This window comes from Nitrosomonas communis (assembly GCF_001007935.1).
Taxonomy (GTDB): Bacteria; Pseudomonadota; Gammaproteobacteria; order Burkholderiales; family Nitrosomonadaceae; genus Nitrosomonas; species Nitrosomonas communis.
Genome location: NZ_CP011451.1, coordinates 3,943,027 through 3,961,528, shown reverse-complemented (window position 1 = coordinate 3,961,528; position 18,502 = coordinate 3,943,027). Strand labels below are relative to the sequence as shown.

Here is an 18,502-nt window from a genome sequence, read left to right as displayed (position 1 = left end):
GGTAACTGGATAAATTAACGGATTCTTAGTGTTGATACGGTCTTCTTTTATTCAGATAAGGAGGAGTCAAATGAGTAAAACTGATTATCGCCTCGATAAAAACAATGCGCTCGTCACTTTGGTGGATCATCAGGCCGGCCTGCTGTCGCTGGTACGTGATTTTGAACCGGATACGTTCAAGAATAATGTGCTGGCTTTAGCTGATTTAGCCAAGTATTTTAAATTACCGACTATTTTAACCACCAGTTTTGAGGAGGGCCCGAATGGTCCGCTGGTGCCGGAATTAAAACAAACTTTTCCTGATGCACCCTATATCGCACGCCCAGGACAAATTAATGCATGGGATAACGAAGATTTTGTTAAAGCGGTCAAGCAAACCGGTAGAAAACAGTTGATTATCGCAGGCGTTGTTACCGAGGTCTGTGTGGCATTTCCTGTTCTTTCTGCTTTGGAAGAGGGGTTTGAGGTATTTGTGGTGACGGATGCCTCAGGTACTTTTAATAAAGTGACACGCGAGGCGGCGTGGAGCCGCATGGCCGCAGCGGGCGCACAACTGATGAGTTGGTTTGCGGTGGCGTGTGAACTGCATCGTGACTGGCGCAATGATGTGGAAGGTCTTGGAATGTTGTTTTCCAATCATATTCCCGATTACCGTAATCTTTTCACGGCTTATAATGCAATTAAAGCGAGTCAATGAATGAATTGAGCACACTTTTGGATCATGGCTGAGCGCAGGCTTAGCCACAAAAGTTATTTTCCTGGAAATTCAGTGTTAAAGGATGCTCTTTGTCACGCTGAATGTTTATGAATCGTCCAGCTGCTCAAGATGAGTGCAATCAGCCGCCACGTTCAAGGCAGGGACGGCAGTACAGCAGTACAGCATCTGGAATGCAGCCTATGCCGCCAGCTATTCCATTTCACATCAAACATGGCGCGAAGGCGAACCGCAGACAGTATCAATCATACGGCAAGGTAAAGCTGATAAAGTCAGTCTTGATTTAGAAATGGAAGTATTGATGCTAGATAATTGCCGCTCGATAATCTTTCAGTCTTAGAAAAACTTTAATTTTTGCCAGGCAAGATACTTGCTATAATACCCACATAAAAATAAGGAAAAACATAGCGCCCGTAGCTCAGTTGGATAGAGTACTTGGCTTCGAACCAAGTGGTCGTGGGTTCGAATCCTGCCGGGCGCGCCATTCTTTAGAAAAAAATTATTTAATCTATTTGCCAGTGCCGTAAGACAAATAGGTTTTATCAAAGAAAGGCATTTCCATCTAGTTACTACCCAGAAAGGAGCGATAAATAGCTCAACCCTGTAATTTTTTGGCTAATCTTAACTTATTTGACTGAAGATAGTGGAGCCCATAATGATGGCACCTAATTCTAATTGGCGTTACAAAGTGAATTAATTATCCAATCCCATCCGGCAATTGATTTCACTGCATCCGTAGTTTCCTCCATATGTCGAAGTGCATCAACCAGATGAGATTCGAGCGCGCCGATGCTGTCAAATACACGGTTATGAAAGCTCTTTTCGCGCAACTCATCCCACAGGTGCTCGACTGGATTAAGTTCAGGTGAATAAGGCGGCAATAGCAGCAAGCGAAGATTCTCAGCTAACGTCAGCGAATGGCTGCGATGCCAGCCAGCACCGTCCATCACCATAACGATATTCTCATTGGGGTAGCGCCTGGCGATTTCATCAAGAAAGATTTGCATGCACTCAGTGTTGACATTAGGTAATACCAAGCTGTCAAACTTTCCGTCCAGCGGACAGACTGCATAAGCGTAGGTGTACTCGTAGGTAAGCATAGCCTTGACTAGCGGACGCATTGGACGAGGCGCCCATGCGCGTCGGCAATCGCTGATGCGGCCAAATCGTGCCTCGTCTTGAAACATCAGCCGCATGGGGCGAGGCACAGCAAACTCTGCTATCGCTTGACCCAGCACCCCGGGGAGTTTTTTTTCCAGTCTTCCCGGACTAAGGAATCTCCTTTTGGGTGGGTGGTATCAGGCACAATCTTACGCCAACCATGGCGCGCAAGCATTCGGTATATGGCCGAAAGCGAAAGCGGGACACCCATCTTCTGGCGCAACTTATCGGCAAACGGCGGAACCACCAATACTCCACCAACGCCGGCACCGTCAAATACCTCCTGCAACAGCACCTTCTCTTCTTCAAGCGATCGGTTTGCCCGATTACGCAGATTACGCTTGGCAACGGGCGCAGCCATTCTTCCAGTGGCTCGCTTGCAGTAATTTGTACGCAATGTGCAGGTCTTGCCTTTTGATCGACCAATAGCAATGGCCGTCTGCTCCAGACTCAGACCCAATTCGAGTGGCAGCAGTAAAGCCTGTGCGCTACGCAGTTCATCGGCTGTTTTAGCGATCCGTACCGCATTTCGGGCCAATTCAAGATGTTCTTCACCACTTGCTGGTCTTGCCATAATTGTCGTCCATTTACGTGAGCCTGGATGACTTATTATTACATCTTATAACGCGAAATGGAATAAGACAAACATAAGCCCAAGGAACATGACGATAACACTTTAGGCTCCGAGTAGAACTTTGTAGCAAGGTCGGCGTTTTGCTTCATGAGGCCTAACGCTGCCCATCAGTGCGCCGCTTTTTGGCAGCTGCTGGATGGGATGGTTATGCGATGTTTTGTAAGCTGTTGGCAAGGTCATGACCGGAAGTAGCTGGTGGCAATGGCTTGTTATCCTTATGATAAAGTTCTATAGCTTCTTCGACGATTTGGCACAGTTCATCAAAGACTTGTTTTTCATCGTTACCGTGGCAACCGCCGAGAATCAACCCGGGCGCACTCCCTACATAGCACTGATCTTCTTCCGACCACTCGACAATCTTTGCGTATTTCGCGCTGTCTTTCATTTTTTCAACTCCTCTAGGGCCAAGCGCACTGCTCGGACCTGATAATGTTTTGCATCATCCCCAAGTTTACCCGAAATTGTTATAGGTTTCTGTGCTCTCGGGTGGGCAAAATTTCGATGGCTTCCTTTTCCACCACAATTCACGAATCCCGCCTTCTCCAGCTCTGTTATTAAATCCCTAATTTTTGGCGGCATAGACTTGTCCTTGTATTCTTCGCATAACGATGAAAATCAGGGAAACGCATTGGTGCGTCCACTGCAATTAAGTTAGGTATATAGCAGATCTCATATAAAATGATTTAAATTTCATAAACGGCAAAGAGCTGCTCGATGGAACAACCTTCCCTTTTTCTGATGGCTTTGGCCTGAGCCCATTTGGGTTCAATGTCATTTAAGTCAGGGGAATAAGGCGGTAGGTATTCAAGTGTATGCCCGGCATTGGCAATGGCGGTTTGGATATCCTGCCGTTTATGAAAGGTTGCGTTGTCCATGACAATCACGCAAGCGGGCAGAAGTTTAGGCAACAGGTCCTGCGTTATCCACCCATAGAAAATGTCAGCGGTGATATTGGCGATGAACAGACTTATGGTCAGGAGCGTCTTTCCGATGAGAGCGCCAATCACATTGGTTCGACCTCGTGCATGCCAGTCTTTTACGCCATGGACGCGCTCACCCACTGGCGCATAGCCATGCGTGCGTGGCATGTCGTGAGCAAAGCCGCTTTTATCAAGGTAGACGATAACGCGGCCTGCTCGCTCATAGTCTTCAATTTTTTTCTGGAAGATACGCCGCTCTTCTTCGCTGGCTTTGGGGTGACACAGGTTTTTTTTTATAAGTCACACTCAGACGCTTTAAAGCATGATTAATGCCTTGCTTGCTGACTCCCAGACGCCTGGTACGCTCGAACGCGCTCGTACTGATGCGCGTCCGGATAATTCTTGATGTCCTGCGCCAGCATTTCCATGTTGATCCTGGTGGCAGGTTTGTTGCGGGTGGTCCTGGGATCGGGAGTTTTGATCCAACGCATCACGCTGGCCACACCTACACCAAAACGCTTGGCCACTTGCGCGATTGAGAGGTTCTCCTTCTCACGAACGGATAATACTTTATGGCGAAATAATATCGGATAGGTCATCTGTAAATTATAATCAATTTATAGGGGACATGCTATACGCCTGACTTGTCACGGATATCCTGCCCATGAACGAGATCATTCGCCTTGAGCTAGTAAAGGGTTTTTAAGCATTTTCAATCTATAGCATTTGTAACACAATGCTTATGGAAATTTCAGAATGCCTCAGTGTCAGTCGTTGTATAGTGCAAGAAGTGAATGAAGTACATTTATGATACGTAGCCATAGGTGTATTCATATTAACAAGTGCTCGAAGAAATCACCCAAGAAACCAAAGGATGAAATTGTTGCCGGCATGACTGATAGAGGAGAGGCAATGAATGCAATAGACAAAACGTGACATTACACAATGCTTAAAATTGCCGCGTATCTTAATGTTCATTACGGTACTGTTAGTCGGCCAATTCGTTCATTTTGCAAGATACAATGACTGATACCTTTTACTGACTCAAAACATTTTTTTTCTGACTGATGACCAGCAATGGTCATTCAGTATTTAGTACCACAAGGCATATACTTCGAATCGTTGGGTATTACAATTATCAATTCTGATGAAGTGAAACGCATGCGTATATTATTAGTTCTTTTCTTTTTCTTGCTAATCAGCTGCACAGGCATGCCGGAAGGTGTTGTGCCTGTTAAAAATCTAAATATAAGCAGATATCTTGGCAAGTGGTATGAAATTGCCCGGCTGGATCATTCCTTTGAACGGGGTTTGAGTAACGTAACAGCTGAATATGAATTACGCAGTGACGATGGTATCAACGTTATCAACCGCGGATTTTTAGCTGAAGAAAACAAGTGGAAAGTGGCGGAAGGAAAAGCCTATTTTGTTGGAAGCCGTGATGAGGGGCGTTTAAAAGTTTCATTTTTTGGTCCGTTTTATGGGTCTTACATTATATTTGATCTGGATCAGGAAAATTATCAATACGCCTTTGTATCAGGCTATAACACGTCTTATCTGTGGCTTCTATCAAGAACGCCAACAGTCAGTGAGGACGTGAAAGAACGATTTGTCAAAAAATCAAAAGAACTCGGCTTTGATACCAATGCGCTCATATTTACTGAGCAAAATTTAGCAAAGTAAGGGCGTTTTTGTATGCGGCTTTGGTCAATCTATCCAAATATTTCTATGCAAAAGGTCTGCTAGTGTTTTGGAGAGAAGGTCTGCAAGCTCAAAATGCTTTGCTTGGTAAGACCAAAGGCTATGAAAATCAACCGCAGTTGATGCAGTTTAAAATTACGCATAATTCATCTGCGGCAATTGCTTGTTATTTAAAAAAGACGCCGAAGAGGCTGATCGAAGAAATTATCATCTCAAAAAACTAAGATCGTTGACTTGGGCTTTAAAGAGTATATTCTTATTACGAACAGGCAGATCCAATACAAGTTCAAGCATTTACTGCATAAACCTATTTTCCTCAGTTGAACCTATAAAAACAACCGAAAACGTAGTACTGTCAAGGCTTTATGGCTGAATAAAGGAGTCACCCAATGGGTGAAAAGGATTTTGAGGAAAAAGGAGCGGCAAAGGCGGTAAGTAACGCCGTGCAGGAGATGGAGCAATCTGCAGAGGAGATGTGTTTGTCGACTCCTGGTGGTCGATTTCACGTGCGCTGGGATGAAAACGGAAGTGCCACAGCCATGGGTCAGTTGGCATTTTTTTCTGAATTCCTGGAAGTTACCGGCTTATTTGCCCGTTGGGTAGAAGGATGCCCGCTTTCTTACACGAGTCCTAATGCGCCTGCTGTGGTTGATTTACTGGGTACCTGGTTGCTCTCCATTCTTGATGGGCAGCGACGCTATGCCCACATCGCCGGGCTACCAGGAGACGAAGTGGCTCCTGAGATACTTGGCATGGGCAAGATTGTCAGCGATGAGAGCTTGCGTCGCGCGCTGAGTGCGCTTGCGCCAGGTTTACCCAAACGTTGCGATGAATCGCAACGTGCTGTCTGCCTGGCTCAGCTGATGAAGAGTACAAGCTGGATGGATACAGCGCTCAGCGAGAGTACTCGTGAGGCCTTGAATACTGCCTGGATTCTTGACGCTGATAGCAGCGTCAAGCTGTTATATGGCCGTCAAACAGGTGCTGAGATCGGCTACAATCCTAGCAAGCCGGGACGGCCAAGCCACACCTTGCATACGTATTGGATTAGCAATGTTCGTCTGGTGCTTGATGTTGAAGTGCAAAGCGGTAAATCTCATGCTGCCAAACATAGCCTACCCCGTCTGCGGCAGTTAATCGAAGACTTGGCTCTTGAAAAGCGTCCTGCGTTGGTGCGTGGCGACAGTGCTTTTGGCAATGAAGGCGTGATGGCTGGAATGGAACAGATTAATCAGCGTTATCTGTTCAAACTGCGCCAGACTGCTGGAATTAAACGTTTGATCGAGCGGAAATGGCAGCAAAACCAGTGGCAGCCTGTGGGGCAAGGCTTTGACGCAGTAGAGGATCAAATCCAATTGGCAGGCTGGAGTCGCGCGCGGCGGATAGTGGTGCTGCGGCGTCAAGTCAAAAACAATCTGGCAGTCGAAATGAATGCTGATACTCAACAGGGAACCCTGCACTTCGTTGACCATCTAGATAAGATCAAAGTATGGGAATAGGCTGTTTTAGTGACCAATGCTGATTATTCATTGGAAGCCTTCGGTCAATGGTATCGGGATCGGGCAGATTGCGAGAATGGCTTTGATGAGTTGAAAAACCAATGGGGTTGGGGTGGCTATACCACTCATGACCTGGAGCGCTGTAACCTCTCAGCACGAGCAGTCGCGCTCATTTATAACTGGTGGAGCGGGTATGTTCGCCTGGCACACCCCAAAACACATCTGGAAGCAATTACCAGTCGCCCTTTACTACTAAATGGGGTTGCTCGTCTGACTCGACATGCAGGTCAATCTCGACTATTGCTTACATTAACTCATGAGGCGGGTGATCAAATCAAAACAATGATCAGCAGTATCCCTAAGGGTTTTGATTTCATTCTAGCAAATGCGCCTCAGTTGCCAAAAGTGGAACGTTGGCCTACCTTGGTACGCTACATTATCGACAAAATCTTTGCAGCCGGACCAAAAAATCTACCAGTTCTCGATTTGCCAACCTTTCATTTGGCTTCTAATTCGGGTTAAAAGAGGAATTTAGGATAAAAATAAAAAATAAAGATCAAAATTTATACAAAAATTTAAGAACACCACAGAAATTGAACTTCATCCCTTGTTTTATAGCGTTGCTGGCGATGTGGAAGACTGGGAAATACCATAGTCTCTACCAAATAATTGATGTCTTTTCATTTGGTAGTGAGTTTGACTAAACATCAGCCTTTGCGTATATTTTTGCGTAAAAAAATTAATAATTTTTACCCTTCATTCAGAAGCTTGATCACTCGCGTCGTCCACATTTTTCTCCTTTCTCTATATCAAATTTCAAATATTAATCGCGTGTATGCCTAAGCTTTCCTTTATTATGGCGATGGAATCCGAGGCACAGGGTTTGATCGATGCCCTGGCATTGAGACCCTTTGTCCCTCGTCCGTTTTATGAACGTCTGCCGCTGAAGTTTTATCGAGGCAGCTATCGAGATCATCCGACAGATCCTCTTGAGCTGACTATTACTATCCCAGGAAAGGATCCTCGCTATGAGGTGGATAGCATCGGCACGGAGCCGGCAGCGGTTGCTGCATTTGCAACCGTGACAGAATTTCATCCCACTGTATTAGTGAGTGCGGGCACTGCCGGTAGTTTTGCTAAACATGGCGCCTCCATTGGAAGGGTTTATTTAAGCGATTCAACTTTTTACTTTCATGATCATCGTATCCCGCTTCCCGGCTGGGACAAGTTCGGGAAAGGCGCTTATCCGTCACTGGATGTTAGCCATTTGGCACGTGAGCTTAGCCTGCCACTCGGCAATATTTCCAGCGACAACTCGCTTGATTTTACTGAACAGGATCTGGCTGCGATCGTGTCTCATGGCGCGGTTGTGAAGGAAATGGAAGCTACTGCTGTCGCCTGGGTAGGTTATATCACCGGCACGCCGATGTTTGCCATCAAGTCGATCACTGATTTGATCGACACTCACCCCGACGCACCGAGCGAGTTTCAAAAGAACTTTGCCATGGCTGTCACTAACCTGACTGAGAAAACCTTGGCGGTTATCGATGCATTTGCCCGTACCGACGAGAAAACCGCCGTCATTGAACATCAGCAGAAGTTGCCGAGGTGAGTTTGAAAATGGCTTGTGGCATAGCCTGTGCTGGACGAGTAAGCGCTGGTGGATATTCCCGATCTGAAATTAAATCTCCTGCTGCGACGTGGTTGCTTGACTCTAAAGACAATATAGATGACTTTTAATACATACCGCTGGATGGAAAAGGGATTCCTATCACCTATACTCAGAGGCACGTATCATGATGCCCTTGCCAGCTGGTGCATTGCTGTTAGAAAACTCTCCTGCATCCTATGTGCCTTGCTTGTGCTGTTTGCAAATACCGCGGTTGCCCAATTCAGCTTTCTCGATCAGGAAGATCAGGTTCGGCAAATTTTTGCTCTGATCGATAAACGTCTTGAATTGATGCAAGCAGTTGCTGCATGGAAGTATGTACATCAGCGCCCAGTTCTTGATGACGTTAGGGAAAGCTCTGTGCTCGAGGCGACGGTGGCTCAAGCACAGACATTCGGCATTTCTGCCGAACCAGTACGTGAGCTGTTTACGTTGCAGATGCGACTAGCGCGCGAAATGCAACAGCGATTCATCGACCAATGGACCGCTGCGGGGGTTGTGCCAGCAGCGCCACTCGATCTGAGCGCAGAGCTGCGTCCGCAATTGGATAAACTCGGCGTTCAACTGATGCAGACCATTTATCTTGCGATGCCCGAGTTTCAGCGCCAGGATTTCCATAGCTATTACGCTGGATCAGCGCATAGCATTGCACAGCGGAGGGTGGAAGAACGGGATATCAACGCACTTTTCGATGCGCTCGCGCGGCTGCGGCTGATGCCAGTTCCGGCACTGCAGCGAATTACAGCAAGCAGAATACTGCGAATTGGCACGACAGGTGACTATGCGCCTTTTACACTGGAGTCGAGGGGCATGCTCACCGGCGCTGATATCGCTGCGGCCATCTCGCTTGCGGCCTTTCTTGATGCCGAGCCTCAGTTCGTTCGAACGACCTGGGCTACGTTAATGACTGACTATCAGGGCAACCGCTTCGATCTGGCGATTGGCGGGATTAGCATTACCACTGAACGGGCTCCAATTGGATCGTTCTCCATTCCGTATTATAGAGGTGGCAAGACGCCAATTGTACGATGTGGAACTGAGTCACGGTTTGGTTCACTAAATGAGATCAACCAAGCGGGTGTGCGTGTGATCGTGAATCCCGGTGGGACAAACGAGCGCTTTGTTCGAGAACACTTACACAATGTGCAGCCCATTCTATACACCGATAATCGGACGATATTTGAAGAAATCGCTACCGGCCGTGCAGATTGATGGTGACCAACGATGTGGAGGTAGATTTGCAGACGCAGCGCGATTCCAGGCTATGCCGGGCGACCGCTGAGGTCTTTACCCAGTACGATAAGGCGCTTTTAATAGCATGCGATCCAAAGTTGATCACAAAGGTGGATGCCTGGCTGAGCGCAGAACGGGAAAGCGGGAAAGTCAGCCAGCGACTTAAGGATGCTTTTTCTTCCGAAAACTCATCGGCTATTAAACGTTGAGCAGATTGATGTTGTCCGTAGTTCCATTTCTCAATCAAAACTGTCTTTGTCGGCTTCACCTTGCCGTATTATTGATACTGTCTGCGGCTCACCTTCGCGTCATTTTTGATTTAGAATTGGAATGAGGATGTCGCTTGGCTTGCTTTTAATCAACATTTTTGCAAGCAAATCCATTACTTCAGCAGTTATTTGCGTGAGTAAAGGTAACAGTTGAAAAGATGTCGAGTGCTAGGTGTTATGAATTCACATTAGAAACCACTGAGAAAACCTATCCTCCTGGTGGTTTCTTCGGATTTAAATAAGGGATGGAATGATATGCTTATGGGTTTAAAAGTTCGTTTTCTTTCTTTGCTTCTTTTTCTTCTAAGTTTTCATTATCCCCGCCATCGGCTAATTTGCTGCCGACATAACTTCCTACTGCGCCACCCACTAAAGCTGGCATGACTGATTGAAGCATTGATGGATTTTGAGCTGGTGCGCTAGGTGCTGGTGCAGCTGTGGATGCACTTGAGCTGGTCGCTGATGATGGATTCTGAGCTGGCGTATTAGGTGTTTGTGCTTGGGTTGATGTCGAGGGATTTGATGTAGTAGCGCTCTTTTGTTGGGTGGTAGCAGGTTGAGAACTACTTTGCTTGGAACTAAATGATCCTTTTGATACGCTCCCCTTGCTTTTTTTCGCATAAAGATTATTTGCAAATATCATAGAAACTAAAATGGCAAAAAGTAATTTTTTCATGGTAAATGCTCTTCTCATTAAAATAGCGTTCTCAAATTAGACGCAAGTTAGTAAATATCCACTGGTTTAAAATAAAAAAGTACCAAATATTACTGGCACTTAGTAATTTATTGATATCTGAATTTTGATATTAGCAAATACTGATAAATATACCAACCATTTGCAGGCTGATATTATTAGCTTATGTATTATCATGGATATAAAATAACCAATCAATCCTTGAGTATTAAGGAATTATGGAATATTTCTAATCTTTTTGAATGTTAAGCTGATGTCGGAATCATAACCGCAAAATATCACAAAAACATTCTAACATAATGATTTTTATTTTTCGGGCTTTAAATGGGTCGTCAATTTTTCTTGCTAGGTATCAATAAGTAAATAAGTATTTTATTCCTTTTCTGAGGAGATTTAGGAAAATAGGGCAGGGGAGCGTCGATTAAATTTTTAGAATTTCTTTAAAGAAAACATTGTCCTGTACCTATCCGTTTAATTTTTCAAAGAGAACAACCCTGGTTCTCCAGAAAGCAAGGCAAGCCTGCTGGTGCCAGAATACTTGATTTTACTTGATTTATTTTCAACAGCCTGGGCAGCACTCATCCCACTCATCGCAATCCTCCCAATCGTCAACCCATTGAGGTTTTTTTGCAAATAATAAGCTTGATAATGTCACCAAGATATTGTTTGTTAAAATTGTCATAAAAATTATGCTCCAGCTTATTTTTGTTAATGATTATAGAATTCATGCTGCCTAGTTGATGATAGATAAGCAAAATTTCACACTCTTTTATATCTTTATATATCTTGAAAAACTTTTAATTTATAAAGCTTCCCATATTAAAGTAGAAACTAGCCTTTGAAACCTAGAAAAGTACCGCTAATGATTCATGTATTCTTCATGTAGACGCCAGCCTGGAGAAATATTCGTCTTAATAGCCCGACAACACAAAGCCAACATTACCCGTATTTACACCCAGAAAATACCTGCCTGGTGTTACGCCATATACAGGCACGGTTGGGTAGTAAGGTTAACTGTAATAAATATTTTGTGTGTTGTAATGATGCTGATGTTTATGGTTATGGTGATGATGTTTATGGTTATGGTTATGGTGATGGTGATGATGCTGGGTATGATGGTGATGATAGCCTCGTCTGGCTTCAACCATCGTGGGCGCTACTAACGCAGCACTCAATGATATTACAGATAGTAATCCTACTGGCGTGTTCATTTTTGTTCTTGCTCTCATGCTATATCTCCCTGATTTTTCTGTTGATCACAATTTCTTCTGTTAGTGCTAACTTTATCCTGGATATCATGAATAGAAGCTGAACAGTCTGAATAGAATAAAAACATAAGATTGAAAATGCTCATATCCTAGCTTTCATAATTATCAAGAAAATTAGAAGATCGTTATTCTGAGTGAGAGTTATAGAGGATTAAATCGTCTATTTCAATCGCATAGTATGTAAATTAAGCATAAAAAACTGTTTTTCTAGATTGCTTGTGCAAAATTACGGTAAGGCGTGGTATTAGCATGAAAATTTCAGAGAATGGATTGGTTCCTTATTGGTAATCTAATTTAATACAAATAAGAAATTCCCACTGAATAAGGGGGTATCCCGTGGGAATTTCATTGTTTTACTTATCAAAGAGTTATAATTGTCGTTACTAAGCGACAATTATCTTAACGGTAGTAATTGGTGGAACTTTAGTATTGTTTTGAAAAATTATTCCATGAGCATTTTATAAATTCATAGTAGGTGCTTAAACATATCTTTTTGCTTGGCATTGCTGGCTTTGTTTTTAAGCGATTAAGTTTGGTAAATACTGTATATCGACGTTGTCATAATATATGGGGAAACAAAATCATTATGGCAATACCTTAACTTATCTTGATAAAACTTGTGATTGCCTGGACGCTTCATATTATTGAGAAGGCGTTTAGTTTGATTTCTGCTTAAACCATATTGCCGAGCAGCATCTAAAAGGACCTAATGAATTGACCTAAATAAGTTATTCTTGCTGGTCATGATTTGATTGCCCTGCATTTTATTATTTATAAATGGCGCAACAAAGGCTGAAGGGTGATTGATCATGGCTTATCTTTTGATTGAGCGTTATGGTGTATGGTAGTACGACGATATCTATGGCATTTGACAGTATCTGACATAACGGTAATTCAGATACGTTGCTATACTATAAAGAACAAACAATCCTTATTAAGTGCACCTCTAAAAATTGATATCTGCGAGCATCCGCTTCGCTGGTTGCCTGCTTACCTTGTCTCGTCACAGTATTTCATTCTTTACAAAGAATGTTTCCTTACCTATCAGTGATAGGCGGATTCAACATTTTTTGCTCTTGCCTTGTCTTGTTGAGAACTCTGAATTTTTAAAGATGCCCTTAAATCTGGGTAATACAGCGAATTGATATTGTAGAGCTAGTACACATTTAGAAATTTACTGAAATGATTATTTGGTATGGAGCTGTAACCGCAAAGTATCATCTTATTATGCATACATAAAAATATTCTTATAAATTTTAAAAAAGCCGCAGAAAATAATATTAAATTCTTTTGTTAGGTATTAAGTATATATTTTTTATCATTATTGATTGGAAAATACAAAATGAAAAGCATCACAGATACACTTGCACACAACACTACCAAGAAGTAAATCATTCACAGCTAAGGAAGGCGCCTCGATTCAGGGGTTTAATTCCATTTCTAAATCAAAACTGACTTTGTCGTCTTCACCTTGCAGTATGATTGATACTGTCTGCGGTTCGCCTCCGCGTCATTTTTGATTTAGAAATGGAATAATCCGTGCACGCAACCGGGCAACGCTTTACTTATCTATTTATCACTTTTACATCATATTCTTTGACATTAATCAAGTAGCTATGATGCTACATGCTGTAGATTATCCTCTGGTGTAACTAAGAAGATGTAAAAATGACTATGCAAAATATTACGACAACAGAGCCGGTCAATATCTCAACCAAAAGTATAGCAAAGCAGCTTGAAACCGACATCGCCAAGTTAGAACGGTTTACTGCGATATTATCCGATCTAGTTCGGCTAACTAACGATGATGAGATAGGTGTGCTGACGGAGAATGGCAGAGACCTTTACGATAAAATAAACTGCTCATTATCTCAATTATTACGAAAATTGGAGGAGCATAAAACCGAAGAAGTAAAAAAGCATTATGCAATTTTATCTTGTCCTGATCGCTCATTATGTGATGAGTCTCCCGAACATCAAGGGCATATTTATGAATTTGACACCAAAAAAGACCGGGATGCTTTTTTATCAGTAATTATTAATCCGCTTTTTCAGAAAGTGGTGGTGATAGTATAATTTAATAAAAACCCGCCAGATTATGAATTATCTGGCGGGCTCTGCTCAGCAACTATTCCATTTATCACAATTGTCTCATTCATCAACCCCAATAGGGTGTTTATATAAATGACAAGCTTGTTAATGGACTCGATATGTTTGTTAATAAGGCTTTCATAAATCTAAAGCCTTATTACCGCCTGATTAATAGCTATAACATATACATTATTTATGAGTGGTTTATGAACTAATTTTACTCGCTTGATATCCAGGCACAAACTGTATTTTATAAAGCTTCACACTATAGAATAGAAACCAAAAATACCAGCCAGCATTGCGTTTCAATCAAAACCTTAAAAATATTTGTAAAGACGCTCTCTATTCGTGATCTCGATTTAATACCAGCCTAGAGAGATATCCAAGTTAATAGCCTGATAACACAAAACCGACATTGCCCGTATTAACACCTAAAAAATACCTGCCCGCTGCTATGCCATATGCGGGCGCGGGCGGATAGGGTTGGTTGTAATAAATATTCTGCGTGTTGTAATGATTAGAGTAGGTATGACGGTGATGATGGCTCTGATGGCCATGATGGTGATGATGATGGGTATGATGGCGGTGATGATGACGATGGCCTTTTTTGGCCTCAGCTGCCATGGGCGCTGCTAAAGCAACGCTTAATAACATAACAGATAAAAATTTTACTCGCATATTTATATTAGTTCTTGTTTTCATGTTGCACCTCTTTAATCGTTATTTATTAGAATGACTTCTGTTAGTAATAACTTTACAGTGAATATCATGAATACAAGCTGAATAATCTGAAAAATAGAATTGCGAATGCTTATATCTTATTTGCATAAGTGTGAGAAAAGTTATAGGGTAGGATACTTCAATTAAGAGCTAAAAAGAATAAGATCGCCCTTAAAATAATTTTTCTAAGTTAAATTTTGAGCCAGTCGGAAATAGACACACATGAGAAATGCCATTGACGCACGAAGCTATAGTGGCTGTTGAGGGACCATTGTCATTGAAATTAACAGTTACTTTTAGCTGAATATCAGAAGAACTTACGCCGACAACATTTGTTAGAGAAACGCTGTTACCTCTTCGGGTACCAATCATTGGCTCCCATGGAGTATTAGGCATGGGGTCAACTATAATCACAACCATTTTATTATTTACTTCATGTACTGTGGCATAGCCTGAAGTAACGCCACTAACGATTACTGAGTAAATGCCATCATACGGTCCGGCTGCATATAACGTGCCCGACAGAGAAAAAAGTAGAAATAACGCAATTATTTTTTTCATTCTAACAGTCAGTCCTGTCTAATTAGGACTTCCAATAACCATAGAGATCATGAGAAATGCATAAAAATAAAGTATAACAGCCATCCTGTCTGGGAGCACAGCATTATTCAATAAGAAAATTATTGGAAATAATTGCAGGGCTTCATAATAGCTGTTCCAGTATTTTTCTATGCTTTTGCATTGCCACTTCTTATTTCTTCATGGTTAATATGCATGCCATGTTTTAGAGCATTCTGGCTCGTGAGGTATGCTGAGTTTTATGGAGTCCAAATTTCATAAAATATAGACATGAAATGGAGATATAGATGGAACAATTACCCCGCACACGATATAGCCAAGAGTTTCGTGAGCAATCGGTTAAGTTTTTTAAAGAAAGTGGATTGACGCTGGTTGAAGCAGCAAAAGGACTATCTTTACCTAAGGGAACGTTAAAGAACTGGGTTTATGCTGACTGGCAAGGCGAACTCACAACTGTAGGTAAAAAGCAGAGTTCACTGACTGAGCTTGAATTAGAGTTATCCAGGATTAAACGTGAATTGGCAGAAGTCAAGATGGAGCGAGATTTCATAAAAAAGTGTGCGGCCTATTTCGCGAGGGAGTCGCGGTGAGATACGGCATGATTGATACGCTGCGACAGCAATACCCCGTTGCACTTATGTGCCGTGTACTCGATGTTTCAGAGAGCGGATTTCATGCGTGGAATATTCGCCCACCTTGTGAACGTGAACAGAAAAATGCACGGCTGGTAATAGAAATACTGGCAGCACAACAACGCACCCGAGAGACCTACAGTGTGAAACGCTTGCATAGCGAATTGGTAGGTCAGGGGGTACAGATTACAGCATACCGTGTCCGAGTGCTCCGCAAGAAGCTGAATTTGCGTTGTAAGCAAAAGCGTAAATTCAAGGTCACGACCTATTCTAAACATCATTTGCCGTTTGCACCCAATATTCTGAAAAGAGAGCTTGTGTTGTTAGCGCACTTGAGAAAGCGTGGGTCAGCGATATAGCATATCCCCTATAAATTGATTGTAATTTACAGATGACCTATCCGATATCATTTCGCCGTAAAATATTATCCGTTCGGAGAAGGAGAACCTCCCAATTGCGCAAGTGGCCAAGCGTTTTTGCGTAGGTGTGGCCAGTGTGACGCGTTGGATCAAGACTCCCGATCCCAAGACAACCCGTAACAAGCCTGCCACCAAGATCAACATGGAGAGGTTGGCGCAGGACGTCAAGAATTATCCAGACGCGTATCAGTACGAGCGTGTTCGAGCGTACCAGGCGGCTGGGAGTCAGCAAGCAAGGCATTAATCACGCTTTGAAGCGTCTGAGTGTGACTTATAAAAAAAGCCTGCGTCACCCCAAAGCCAGCGAAGAAGGGCGGCGTATCTTCCAGCAAAAAATTGAAGGCTATGAGCGCGAGGCCGCGTCATCATTTACTTTGATGAAAGCGGCTTTGCGCACGATATACTACGCACGCATGGCTATGCGCCAGTGGGTGAGCGCGTCCATGGCGTAAAAGATTGGCATGCAACAGGCCGAACCACCAAGCAAGTGATGGCAGACTGACCTTGTCCGTACCAATTCAGATGAAGTGCCGTAGTGGGCGTAAGTTAGTCACGTTACCCAACAGCGAAATTGCCAAGACTCGACCTTGGGACACGGTGGCAACATCGTTGCAATTAGCCTTGGCAAGAGGTCACCGTTGGCTTGCTATGCTCGAGTCGGGGAAAGTCAAATCGCTGAAACAGATTGCTACTCGTGAAGGAGTCGACAGCAGTTACGTCAGTCGCATGGTGAACCTGACTACGCTTGCGCCTGACATCATCGCTTCCATTCTGGATGATACTTTGCAAAATCATATCACGCTGTTTGATTTGGCGGTGGATCTGCCGGTGCTGTGGGAGGAGCAGCGGGAGCGGATCAAACATACTTGATCCATATTTGCTTTTGTGGTTCTTTATTAATTCCTATTAGTAAAATGATAATAAAGTTAACCAACCTGAATATCAGCATTTGCATACTTGATATATTTTTTCTTTGGAGAAGCAAAGAAATAGGCAAATGTTAGTGGTCCTACACGCCCAATAATCATAAAAAAAATTATCACGATTTCACCTGTTATACTTAATTGGGTAGTTAAGCCCCTAGACAATCCAACAGTGCTTAAAGCCGATACAACTTCAAAAACGATATCAATAAATTGCGCATTTTCAGTAAGTGTCAGGATAAATATACCTATAAATATCATAATAATTGATACGATGGCCAATGCAAGTGCTCTCATAACCTGTGTTGGCGGTACGGTACGCTGAAGAATTACAACATCGTCTCTTCGTCGTAAAAAAGCATAAGTTGCCATTATGAGAACAACAAAAGTGCCAATTTTTAGTCCACTGGCTGTACTTAACGATCCTCCACCAATATACATCAATAAAATCATGAGAGTCGTTGTGGCTTGAGTTAATTCTTCTATCGGCACAGTATTAAAACCTGCAGTTCTAGGGGATACCGCTTGAAACCAGGCTGTTAATGCTTGATCAAGGATAGATAACTGACCAAGGGTGGCAGGATTTTTGACTTCAAGAACCCATATGAGCGTGAATGCGCATATATTGATTATGAACGTGCTCAATAATACAGTTTTGGTATTAACATTGAGCCTATGCCAACTTTTCTGTGTTTTTATATCAATTAAGACTAAGAAACCTATGCCTCCAATAATAACAAGTGCAGTGATCACTAAATTAATTGATAAGTTATTAAAGTAAGGAGTTAGGCTATTGCTGCTTAAAGCAAAACCAGCATTATTGAATGCGGAAATTGTGTAAAAAAAAGCATGATGGATGGCTGTGCTTAACCCCAGCTCATTAAACCAGGTTAAAACAAGCAATATGAAGCCAGTAAGCTCTATAAACAGGGAATAAATCAGCACATATTTTGCAATATAAATAACCTTTTCCAGATTGGTTTGGTTAAATGCTTCTTGTACAACTACCTGCTGACCAATCCCTAATTTTGCGCCTAGGCTTACTGCCGCAACAATAGCAAAAGTCATAAACCCCAAGCCTCCTGCTTGAATCAGCAGCGCAATGACAATCTGCCCAAACAAGGTGAAATGGGTGCCGGTGTCGAGTAAAATTAATCCTGTGACTGTTACAGCGGAGGTTGCTGTAAAAATTGACTGCAACAAACTGGTTTCACTATGCGAAGCGATAGGAAGTTTCAGTAAAACAGTACCAATAGCAATCAGCAATGCAAAACCTAGAAATAAAACTGCCGGTGGGCTGAGGTTGAGTAAATTCTTTTTTGCTGCGATGATATGTTTGTAAGGTAGTACATGAGGGTCCCACGGCTTCACTATT

General features: G+C 42.9%; 27 protein-coding genes and 1 tRNA gene. 17 read left to right on the top strand and 11 right to left on the bottom strand.

Annotated features, from left to right (window positions below):
* Positions 1 to 70: 70 nt before the first annotated feature.
* The 3 genes from ycaC (at position 71) to AAW31_RS18015 (ending at position 1,199) form a co-directional block, all read left to right on the top strand.
* Complete coding sequence (gene ycaC / locus AAW31_RS18025; RefSeq protein WP_046851295.1) at positions 71 to 697, top strand: isochorismate family cysteine hydrolase YcaC; 627 nt, start codon at positions 71 to 73, stop codon at positions 695 to 697.
* 133 nt (positions 698 to 830) lie between these two features.
* Entirely contained in the window at positions 831 to 1,055 is a 225-nt protein-coding gene (locus tag AAW31_RS18020; protein ID WP_046851294.1) for a hypothetical protein, read from the top strand.
* Positions 1,056 to 1,122: 67 nt separating this feature from the next.
* A tRNA-Arg gene (locus AAW31_RS18015) sits at positions 1,123 to 1,199 on the top strand.
* A gap of 187 nt (positions 1,200 to 1,386) precedes the next feature.
* Here the strand turns inward: AAW31_RS18015 and AAW31_RS18010 are convergent.
* The 5 genes from AAW31_RS18010 to AAW31_RS17990 form a co-directional block, all read right to left on the bottom strand.
* Entirely contained in the window at positions 1,387 to 1,953 is a 567-nt protein-coding gene (locus AAW31_RS18010; protein ID WP_200899670.1) for an IS630 family transposase, read from the bottom strand.
* Positions 1,935 to 2,450 (bottom strand): winged helix-turn-helix domain-containing protein, encoded by a 516-nt coding sequence (locus tag AAW31_RS18005; RefSeq protein ID WP_046851293.1) that lies wholly within the window; start codon positions 2,448 to 2,450, stop codon positions 1,935 to 1,937. The genes AAW31_RS18010 and AAW31_RS18005 overlap by 19 nt, the downstream gene beginning before the upstream one ends.
* Before the next feature lie 205 nt (positions 2,451 to 2,655).
* Positions 2,656 to 2,895 (bottom strand): pilus assembly protein HicB, encoded by a 240-nt coding sequence (locus AAW31_RS18000; protein WP_046851292.1) that lies wholly within the window; start codon positions 2,893 to 2,895, stop codon positions 2,656 to 2,658.
* Complete coding sequence (locus AAW31_RS23815) at positions 2,892 to 3,089, bottom strand: type II toxin-antitoxin system HicA family toxin (protein WP_046851291.1); 198 nt, start codon at positions 3,087 to 3,089, stop codon at positions 2,892 to 2,894. Before AAW31_RS23815 ends, AAW31_RS18000 begins: the two co-directional genes overlap by 4 nt.
* Positions 3,090 to 3,193: 104 nt before the next feature.
* The gene (locus AAW31_RS17990) at positions 3,194 to 3,664 is read right to left on the bottom strand and encodes a transposase (RefSeq protein WP_144413021.1); all 471 of its coding nucleotides are present in this window, start codon (positions 3,662 to 3,664) and stop codon (positions 3,194 to 3,196) included.
* Here AAW31_RS17990 and AAW31_RS22935 point away from each other — a divergent pair.
* Positions 3,584 to 3,760, top strand: a complete 177-nt coding sequence (locus AAW31_RS22935; protein ID WP_235264415.1) for a hypothetical protein — start codon at positions 3,584 to 3,586, stop codon at positions 3,758 to 3,760. The two genes, AAW31_RS17990 and AAW31_RS22935, sit on opposite strands and share 81 nt — an antisense overlap.
* Here AAW31_RS22935 and AAW31_RS17985 read toward each other — a convergent pair.
* Positions 3,757 to 4,029: an IS630 transposase-related protein gene (locus AAW31_RS17985; protein WP_200899669.1), complete on the bottom strand. Its 273-nt coding sequence runs from the start codon at positions 4,027 to 4,029 to the stop codon at positions 3,757 to 3,759. The genes AAW31_RS22935 and AAW31_RS17985 overlap by 4 nt on opposite strands.
* A gap of 523 nt (positions 4,030 to 4,552) precedes the next feature.
* On the opposite strand from AAW31_RS17985, the gene AAW31_RS17980 reads away from it, so the two are divergent.
* The 7 genes from AAW31_RS17980 to AAW31_RS19300 all read left to right on the top strand — a co-directional run bounded on the left by AAW31_RS17980 (position 4,553) and on the right by AAW31_RS19300 (position 9,741).
* Complete coding sequence (locus tag AAW31_RS17980; protein ID WP_410055185.1) at positions 4,553 to 5,113, top strand: lipocalin family protein; 561 nt, start codon at positions 4,553 to 4,555, stop codon at positions 5,111 to 5,113.
* An 8-nt stretch (positions 5,114 to 5,121) separates the two neighbouring features.
* Positions 5,122 to 5,355, top strand: coding sequence for a pyrimidine dimer DNA glycosylase/endonuclease V (locus AAW31_RS17975; protein WP_052752351.1), 234 nt, complete (start codon positions 5,122 to 5,124; stop codon positions 5,353 to 5,355).
* 165 nt (positions 5,356 to 5,520) lie between these two features.
* Positions 5,521 to 6,630: a transposase gene (locus AAW31_RS20240; RefSeq protein WP_148906929.1), complete on the top strand. Its 1,110-nt coding sequence runs from the start codon at positions 5,521 to 5,523 to the stop codon at positions 6,628 to 6,630.
* Between the two features lie 9 nt (positions 6,631 to 6,639).
* Positions 6,640 to 7,152, top strand: a complete 513-nt coding sequence (locus AAW31_RS22930) for a hypothetical protein (RefSeq protein ID WP_235264414.1) — start codon at positions 6,640 to 6,642, stop codon at positions 7,150 to 7,152.
* A gap of 313 nt (positions 7,153 to 7,465) precedes the next feature.
* On the top strand, positions 7,466 to 8,242 hold the full coding sequence (locus tag AAW31_RS17960) for a phosphorylase family protein (RefSeq protein ID WP_052752350.1): 777 nt from the start codon (positions 7,466 to 7,468) through the stop codon (positions 8,240 to 8,242).
* A gap of 117 nt (positions 8,243 to 8,359) precedes the next feature.
* Entirely contained in the window at positions 8,360 to 9,511 is a 1,152-nt protein-coding gene (gene aroQ, locus AAW31_RS19305; protein WP_082110517.1) for a gamma subclass chorismate mutase AroQ, read from the top strand.
* Complete coding sequence (locus AAW31_RS19300; RefSeq protein WP_052752348.1) at positions 9,511 to 9,741, top strand: type 2 periplasmic-binding domain-containing protein; 231 nt, start codon at positions 9,511 to 9,513, stop codon at positions 9,739 to 9,741. The genes aroQ and AAW31_RS19300 overlap by 1 nt, the downstream gene beginning before the upstream one ends.
* 319 nt (positions 9,742 to 10,060) lie before the next feature.
* Here the strand turns inward: AAW31_RS19300 and AAW31_RS17950 are convergent, their stop codons facing one another.
* Positions 10,061 to 10,477: a hypothetical protein gene (locus AAW31_RS17950; protein ID WP_046851289.1), complete on the bottom strand. Its 417-nt coding sequence runs from the start codon at positions 10,475 to 10,477 to the stop codon at positions 10,061 to 10,063.
* Between the two features lie 1,028 nt (positions 10,478 to 11,505).
* Complete coding sequence (locus AAW31_RS20985; protein ID WP_144413020.1) at positions 11,506 to 11,724, bottom strand: hypothetical protein; 219 nt, start codon at positions 11,722 to 11,724, stop codon at positions 11,506 to 11,508.
* 1,707 nt (positions 11,725 to 13,431) lie between these two features.
* Between AAW31_RS20985 and AAW31_RS17940 the strand changes: the two genes are divergently transcribed.
* Positions 13,432 to 13,839 carry a hypothetical protein gene (locus tag AAW31_RS17940; protein ID WP_046851287.1) on the top strand — a complete coding sequence of 136 codons (408 nt, stop codon included), beginning with the start codon at positions 13,432 to 13,434 and terminating at the stop codon, positions 13,837 to 13,839.
* A 402-nt stretch (positions 13,840 to 14,241) separates the two neighbouring features.
* On the opposite strand, the gene AAW31_RS17935 is transcribed toward AAW31_RS17940, so the two are convergent.
* Together AAW31_RS17935 and AAW31_RS17930 are read right to left on the bottom strand one after the other, a co-directional pair.
* On the bottom strand, positions 14,242 to 14,556 hold the full coding sequence (locus AAW31_RS17935) for a hypothetical protein (protein ID WP_144413019.1): 315 nt from the start codon (positions 14,554 to 14,556) through the stop codon (positions 14,242 to 14,244).
* A 189-nt stretch (positions 14,557 to 14,745) separates the two neighbouring features.
* A complete protein-coding gene (locus AAW31_RS17930; protein WP_046851285.1) occupies positions 14,746 to 15,135 on the bottom strand; it encodes a hypothetical protein in 390 nt (129 codons plus the stop codon).
* Between the two features lie 305 nt (positions 15,136 to 15,440).
* Between AAW31_RS17930 and AAW31_RS17925 the strand changes: the two genes are divergently transcribed.
* The 5 genes from AAW31_RS17925 (at position 15,441) to AAW31_RS17910 (ending at position 17,074) form a co-directional block, all read left to right on the top strand.
* Positions 15,441 to 15,743, top strand: a complete 303-nt coding sequence (locus AAW31_RS17925) for a transposase (protein ID WP_046851284.1) — start codon at positions 15,441 to 15,443, stop codon at positions 15,741 to 15,743.
* Positions 15,744 to 15,751: 8 nt separating this feature from the next.
* Complete coding sequence (locus AAW31_RS17920) at positions 15,752 to 16,144, top strand: IS3 family transposase (protein ID WP_082110516.1); 393 nt, start codon at positions 15,752 to 15,754, stop codon at positions 16,142 to 16,144.
* Between the two features lie 103 nt (positions 16,145 to 16,247).
* Positions 16,248 to 16,448, top strand: coding sequence for an IS630 transposase-related protein (locus tag AAW31_RS22395; RefSeq protein ID WP_200899668.1), 201 nt, complete (start codon positions 16,248 to 16,250; stop codon positions 16,446 to 16,448).
* Entirely contained in the window at positions 16,402 to 16,656 is a 255-nt protein-coding gene (locus AAW31_RS22390; protein WP_200899667.1) for a hypothetical protein, read from the top strand. Before AAW31_RS22395 ends, AAW31_RS22390 begins: the two co-directional genes overlap by 47 nt.
* A gap of 4 nt (positions 16,657 to 16,660) precedes the next feature.
* Complete coding sequence (locus AAW31_RS17910; RefSeq protein ID WP_046851283.1) at positions 16,661 to 17,074, top strand: hypothetical protein; 414 nt, start codon at positions 16,661 to 16,663, stop codon at positions 17,072 to 17,074.
* Positions 17,075 to 17,130: 56 nt separating this feature from the next.
* Here the strand turns inward: AAW31_RS17910 and AAW31_RS17905 are convergent, their stop codons facing one another.
* A complete protein-coding gene (locus AAW31_RS17905; protein ID WP_046851282.1) occupies positions 17,131 to 18,498 on the bottom strand; it encodes a TrkH family potassium uptake protein in 1,368 nt (455 codons plus the stop codon).
* Between the last annotated feature and the right edge of the window lie 4 nt (positions 18,499 to 18,502).

Bases quoted from the DNA above. Each gene is read 5' to 3' on its own strand.
- ycaC (WP_046851295.1), top strand. From the start codon at position 71: ATGAGTAAAACTGATTATCGCCTCGATAAAAACAATGCGCTCGTCACT.
- AAW31_RS18005 (WP_046851293.1), bottom strand. From the start codon at position 2,450: ATGGCAAGACCAGCAAGTGGTGAAGAACATCTTGAATTGGCCCGAAAT.
- AAW31_RS18000 (WP_046851292.1), bottom strand. From the start codon at position 2,895: ATGAAAGACAGCGCGAAATACGCAAAGATTGTCGAGTGGTCGGAAGAA.
- AAW31_RS23815 (WP_046851291.1), bottom strand. From the start codon at position 3,089: ATGCCGCCAAAAATTAGGGATTTAATAACAGAGCTGGAGAAGGCGGGA.
- AAW31_RS22935 (WP_235264415.1), top strand. From the start codon at position 3,584: ATGCGTGCGTGGCATGTCGTGAGCAAAGCCGCTTTTATCAAGGTAGAC.
- AAW31_RS17985 (WP_200899669.1), bottom strand. From the start codon at position 4,029: ATGACCTATCCGATATTATTTCGCCATAAAGTATTATCCGTTCGTGAG.
- AAW31_RS20240 (WP_148906929.1), top strand. From the start codon at position 5,521: ATGGGTGAAAAGGATTTTGAGGAAAAAGGAGCGGCAAAGGCGGTAAGT.
- AAW31_RS17960 (WP_052752350.1), top strand. From the start codon at position 7,466: ATGCCTAAGCTTTCCTTTATTATGGCGATGGAATCCGAGGCACAGGGT.
- aroQ (WP_082110517.1), top strand. From the start codon at position 8,360: ATGACTTTTAATACATACCGCTGGATGGAAAAGGGATTCCTATCACCT.
- AAW31_RS19300 (WP_052752348.1), top strand. From the start codon at position 9,511: ATGGTGACCAACGATGTGGAGGTAGATTTGCAGACGCAGCGCGATTCC.
- AAW31_RS17950 (WP_046851289.1), bottom strand. From the start codon at position 10,477: ATGAAAAAATTACTTTTTGCCATTTTAGTTTCTATGATATTTGCAAAT.
- AAW31_RS20985 (WP_144413020.1), bottom strand. From the start codon at position 11,724: ATGAGAGCAAGAACAAAAATGAACACGCCAGTAGGATTACTATCTGTA.
- AAW31_RS17940 (WP_046851287.1), top strand. From the start codon at position 13,432: ATGACTATGCAAAATATTACGACAACAGAGCCGGTCAATATCTCAACC.
- AAW31_RS17935 (WP_144413019.1), bottom strand. From the start codon at position 14,556: ATGAAAACAAGAACTAATATAAATATGCGAGTAAAATTTTTATCTGTT.
- AAW31_RS17930 (WP_046851285.1), bottom strand. From the start codon at position 15,135: ATGAAAAAAATAATTGCGTTATTTCTACTTTTTTCTCTGTCGGGCACG.
- AAW31_RS17925 (WP_046851284.1), top strand. From the start codon at position 15,441: ATGGAACAATTACCCCGCACACGATATAGCCAAGAGTTTCGTGAGCAA.
- AAW31_RS17920 (WP_082110516.1), top strand. From the start codon at position 15,752: ATGATTGATACGCTGCGACAGCAATACCCCGTTGCACTTATGTGCCGT.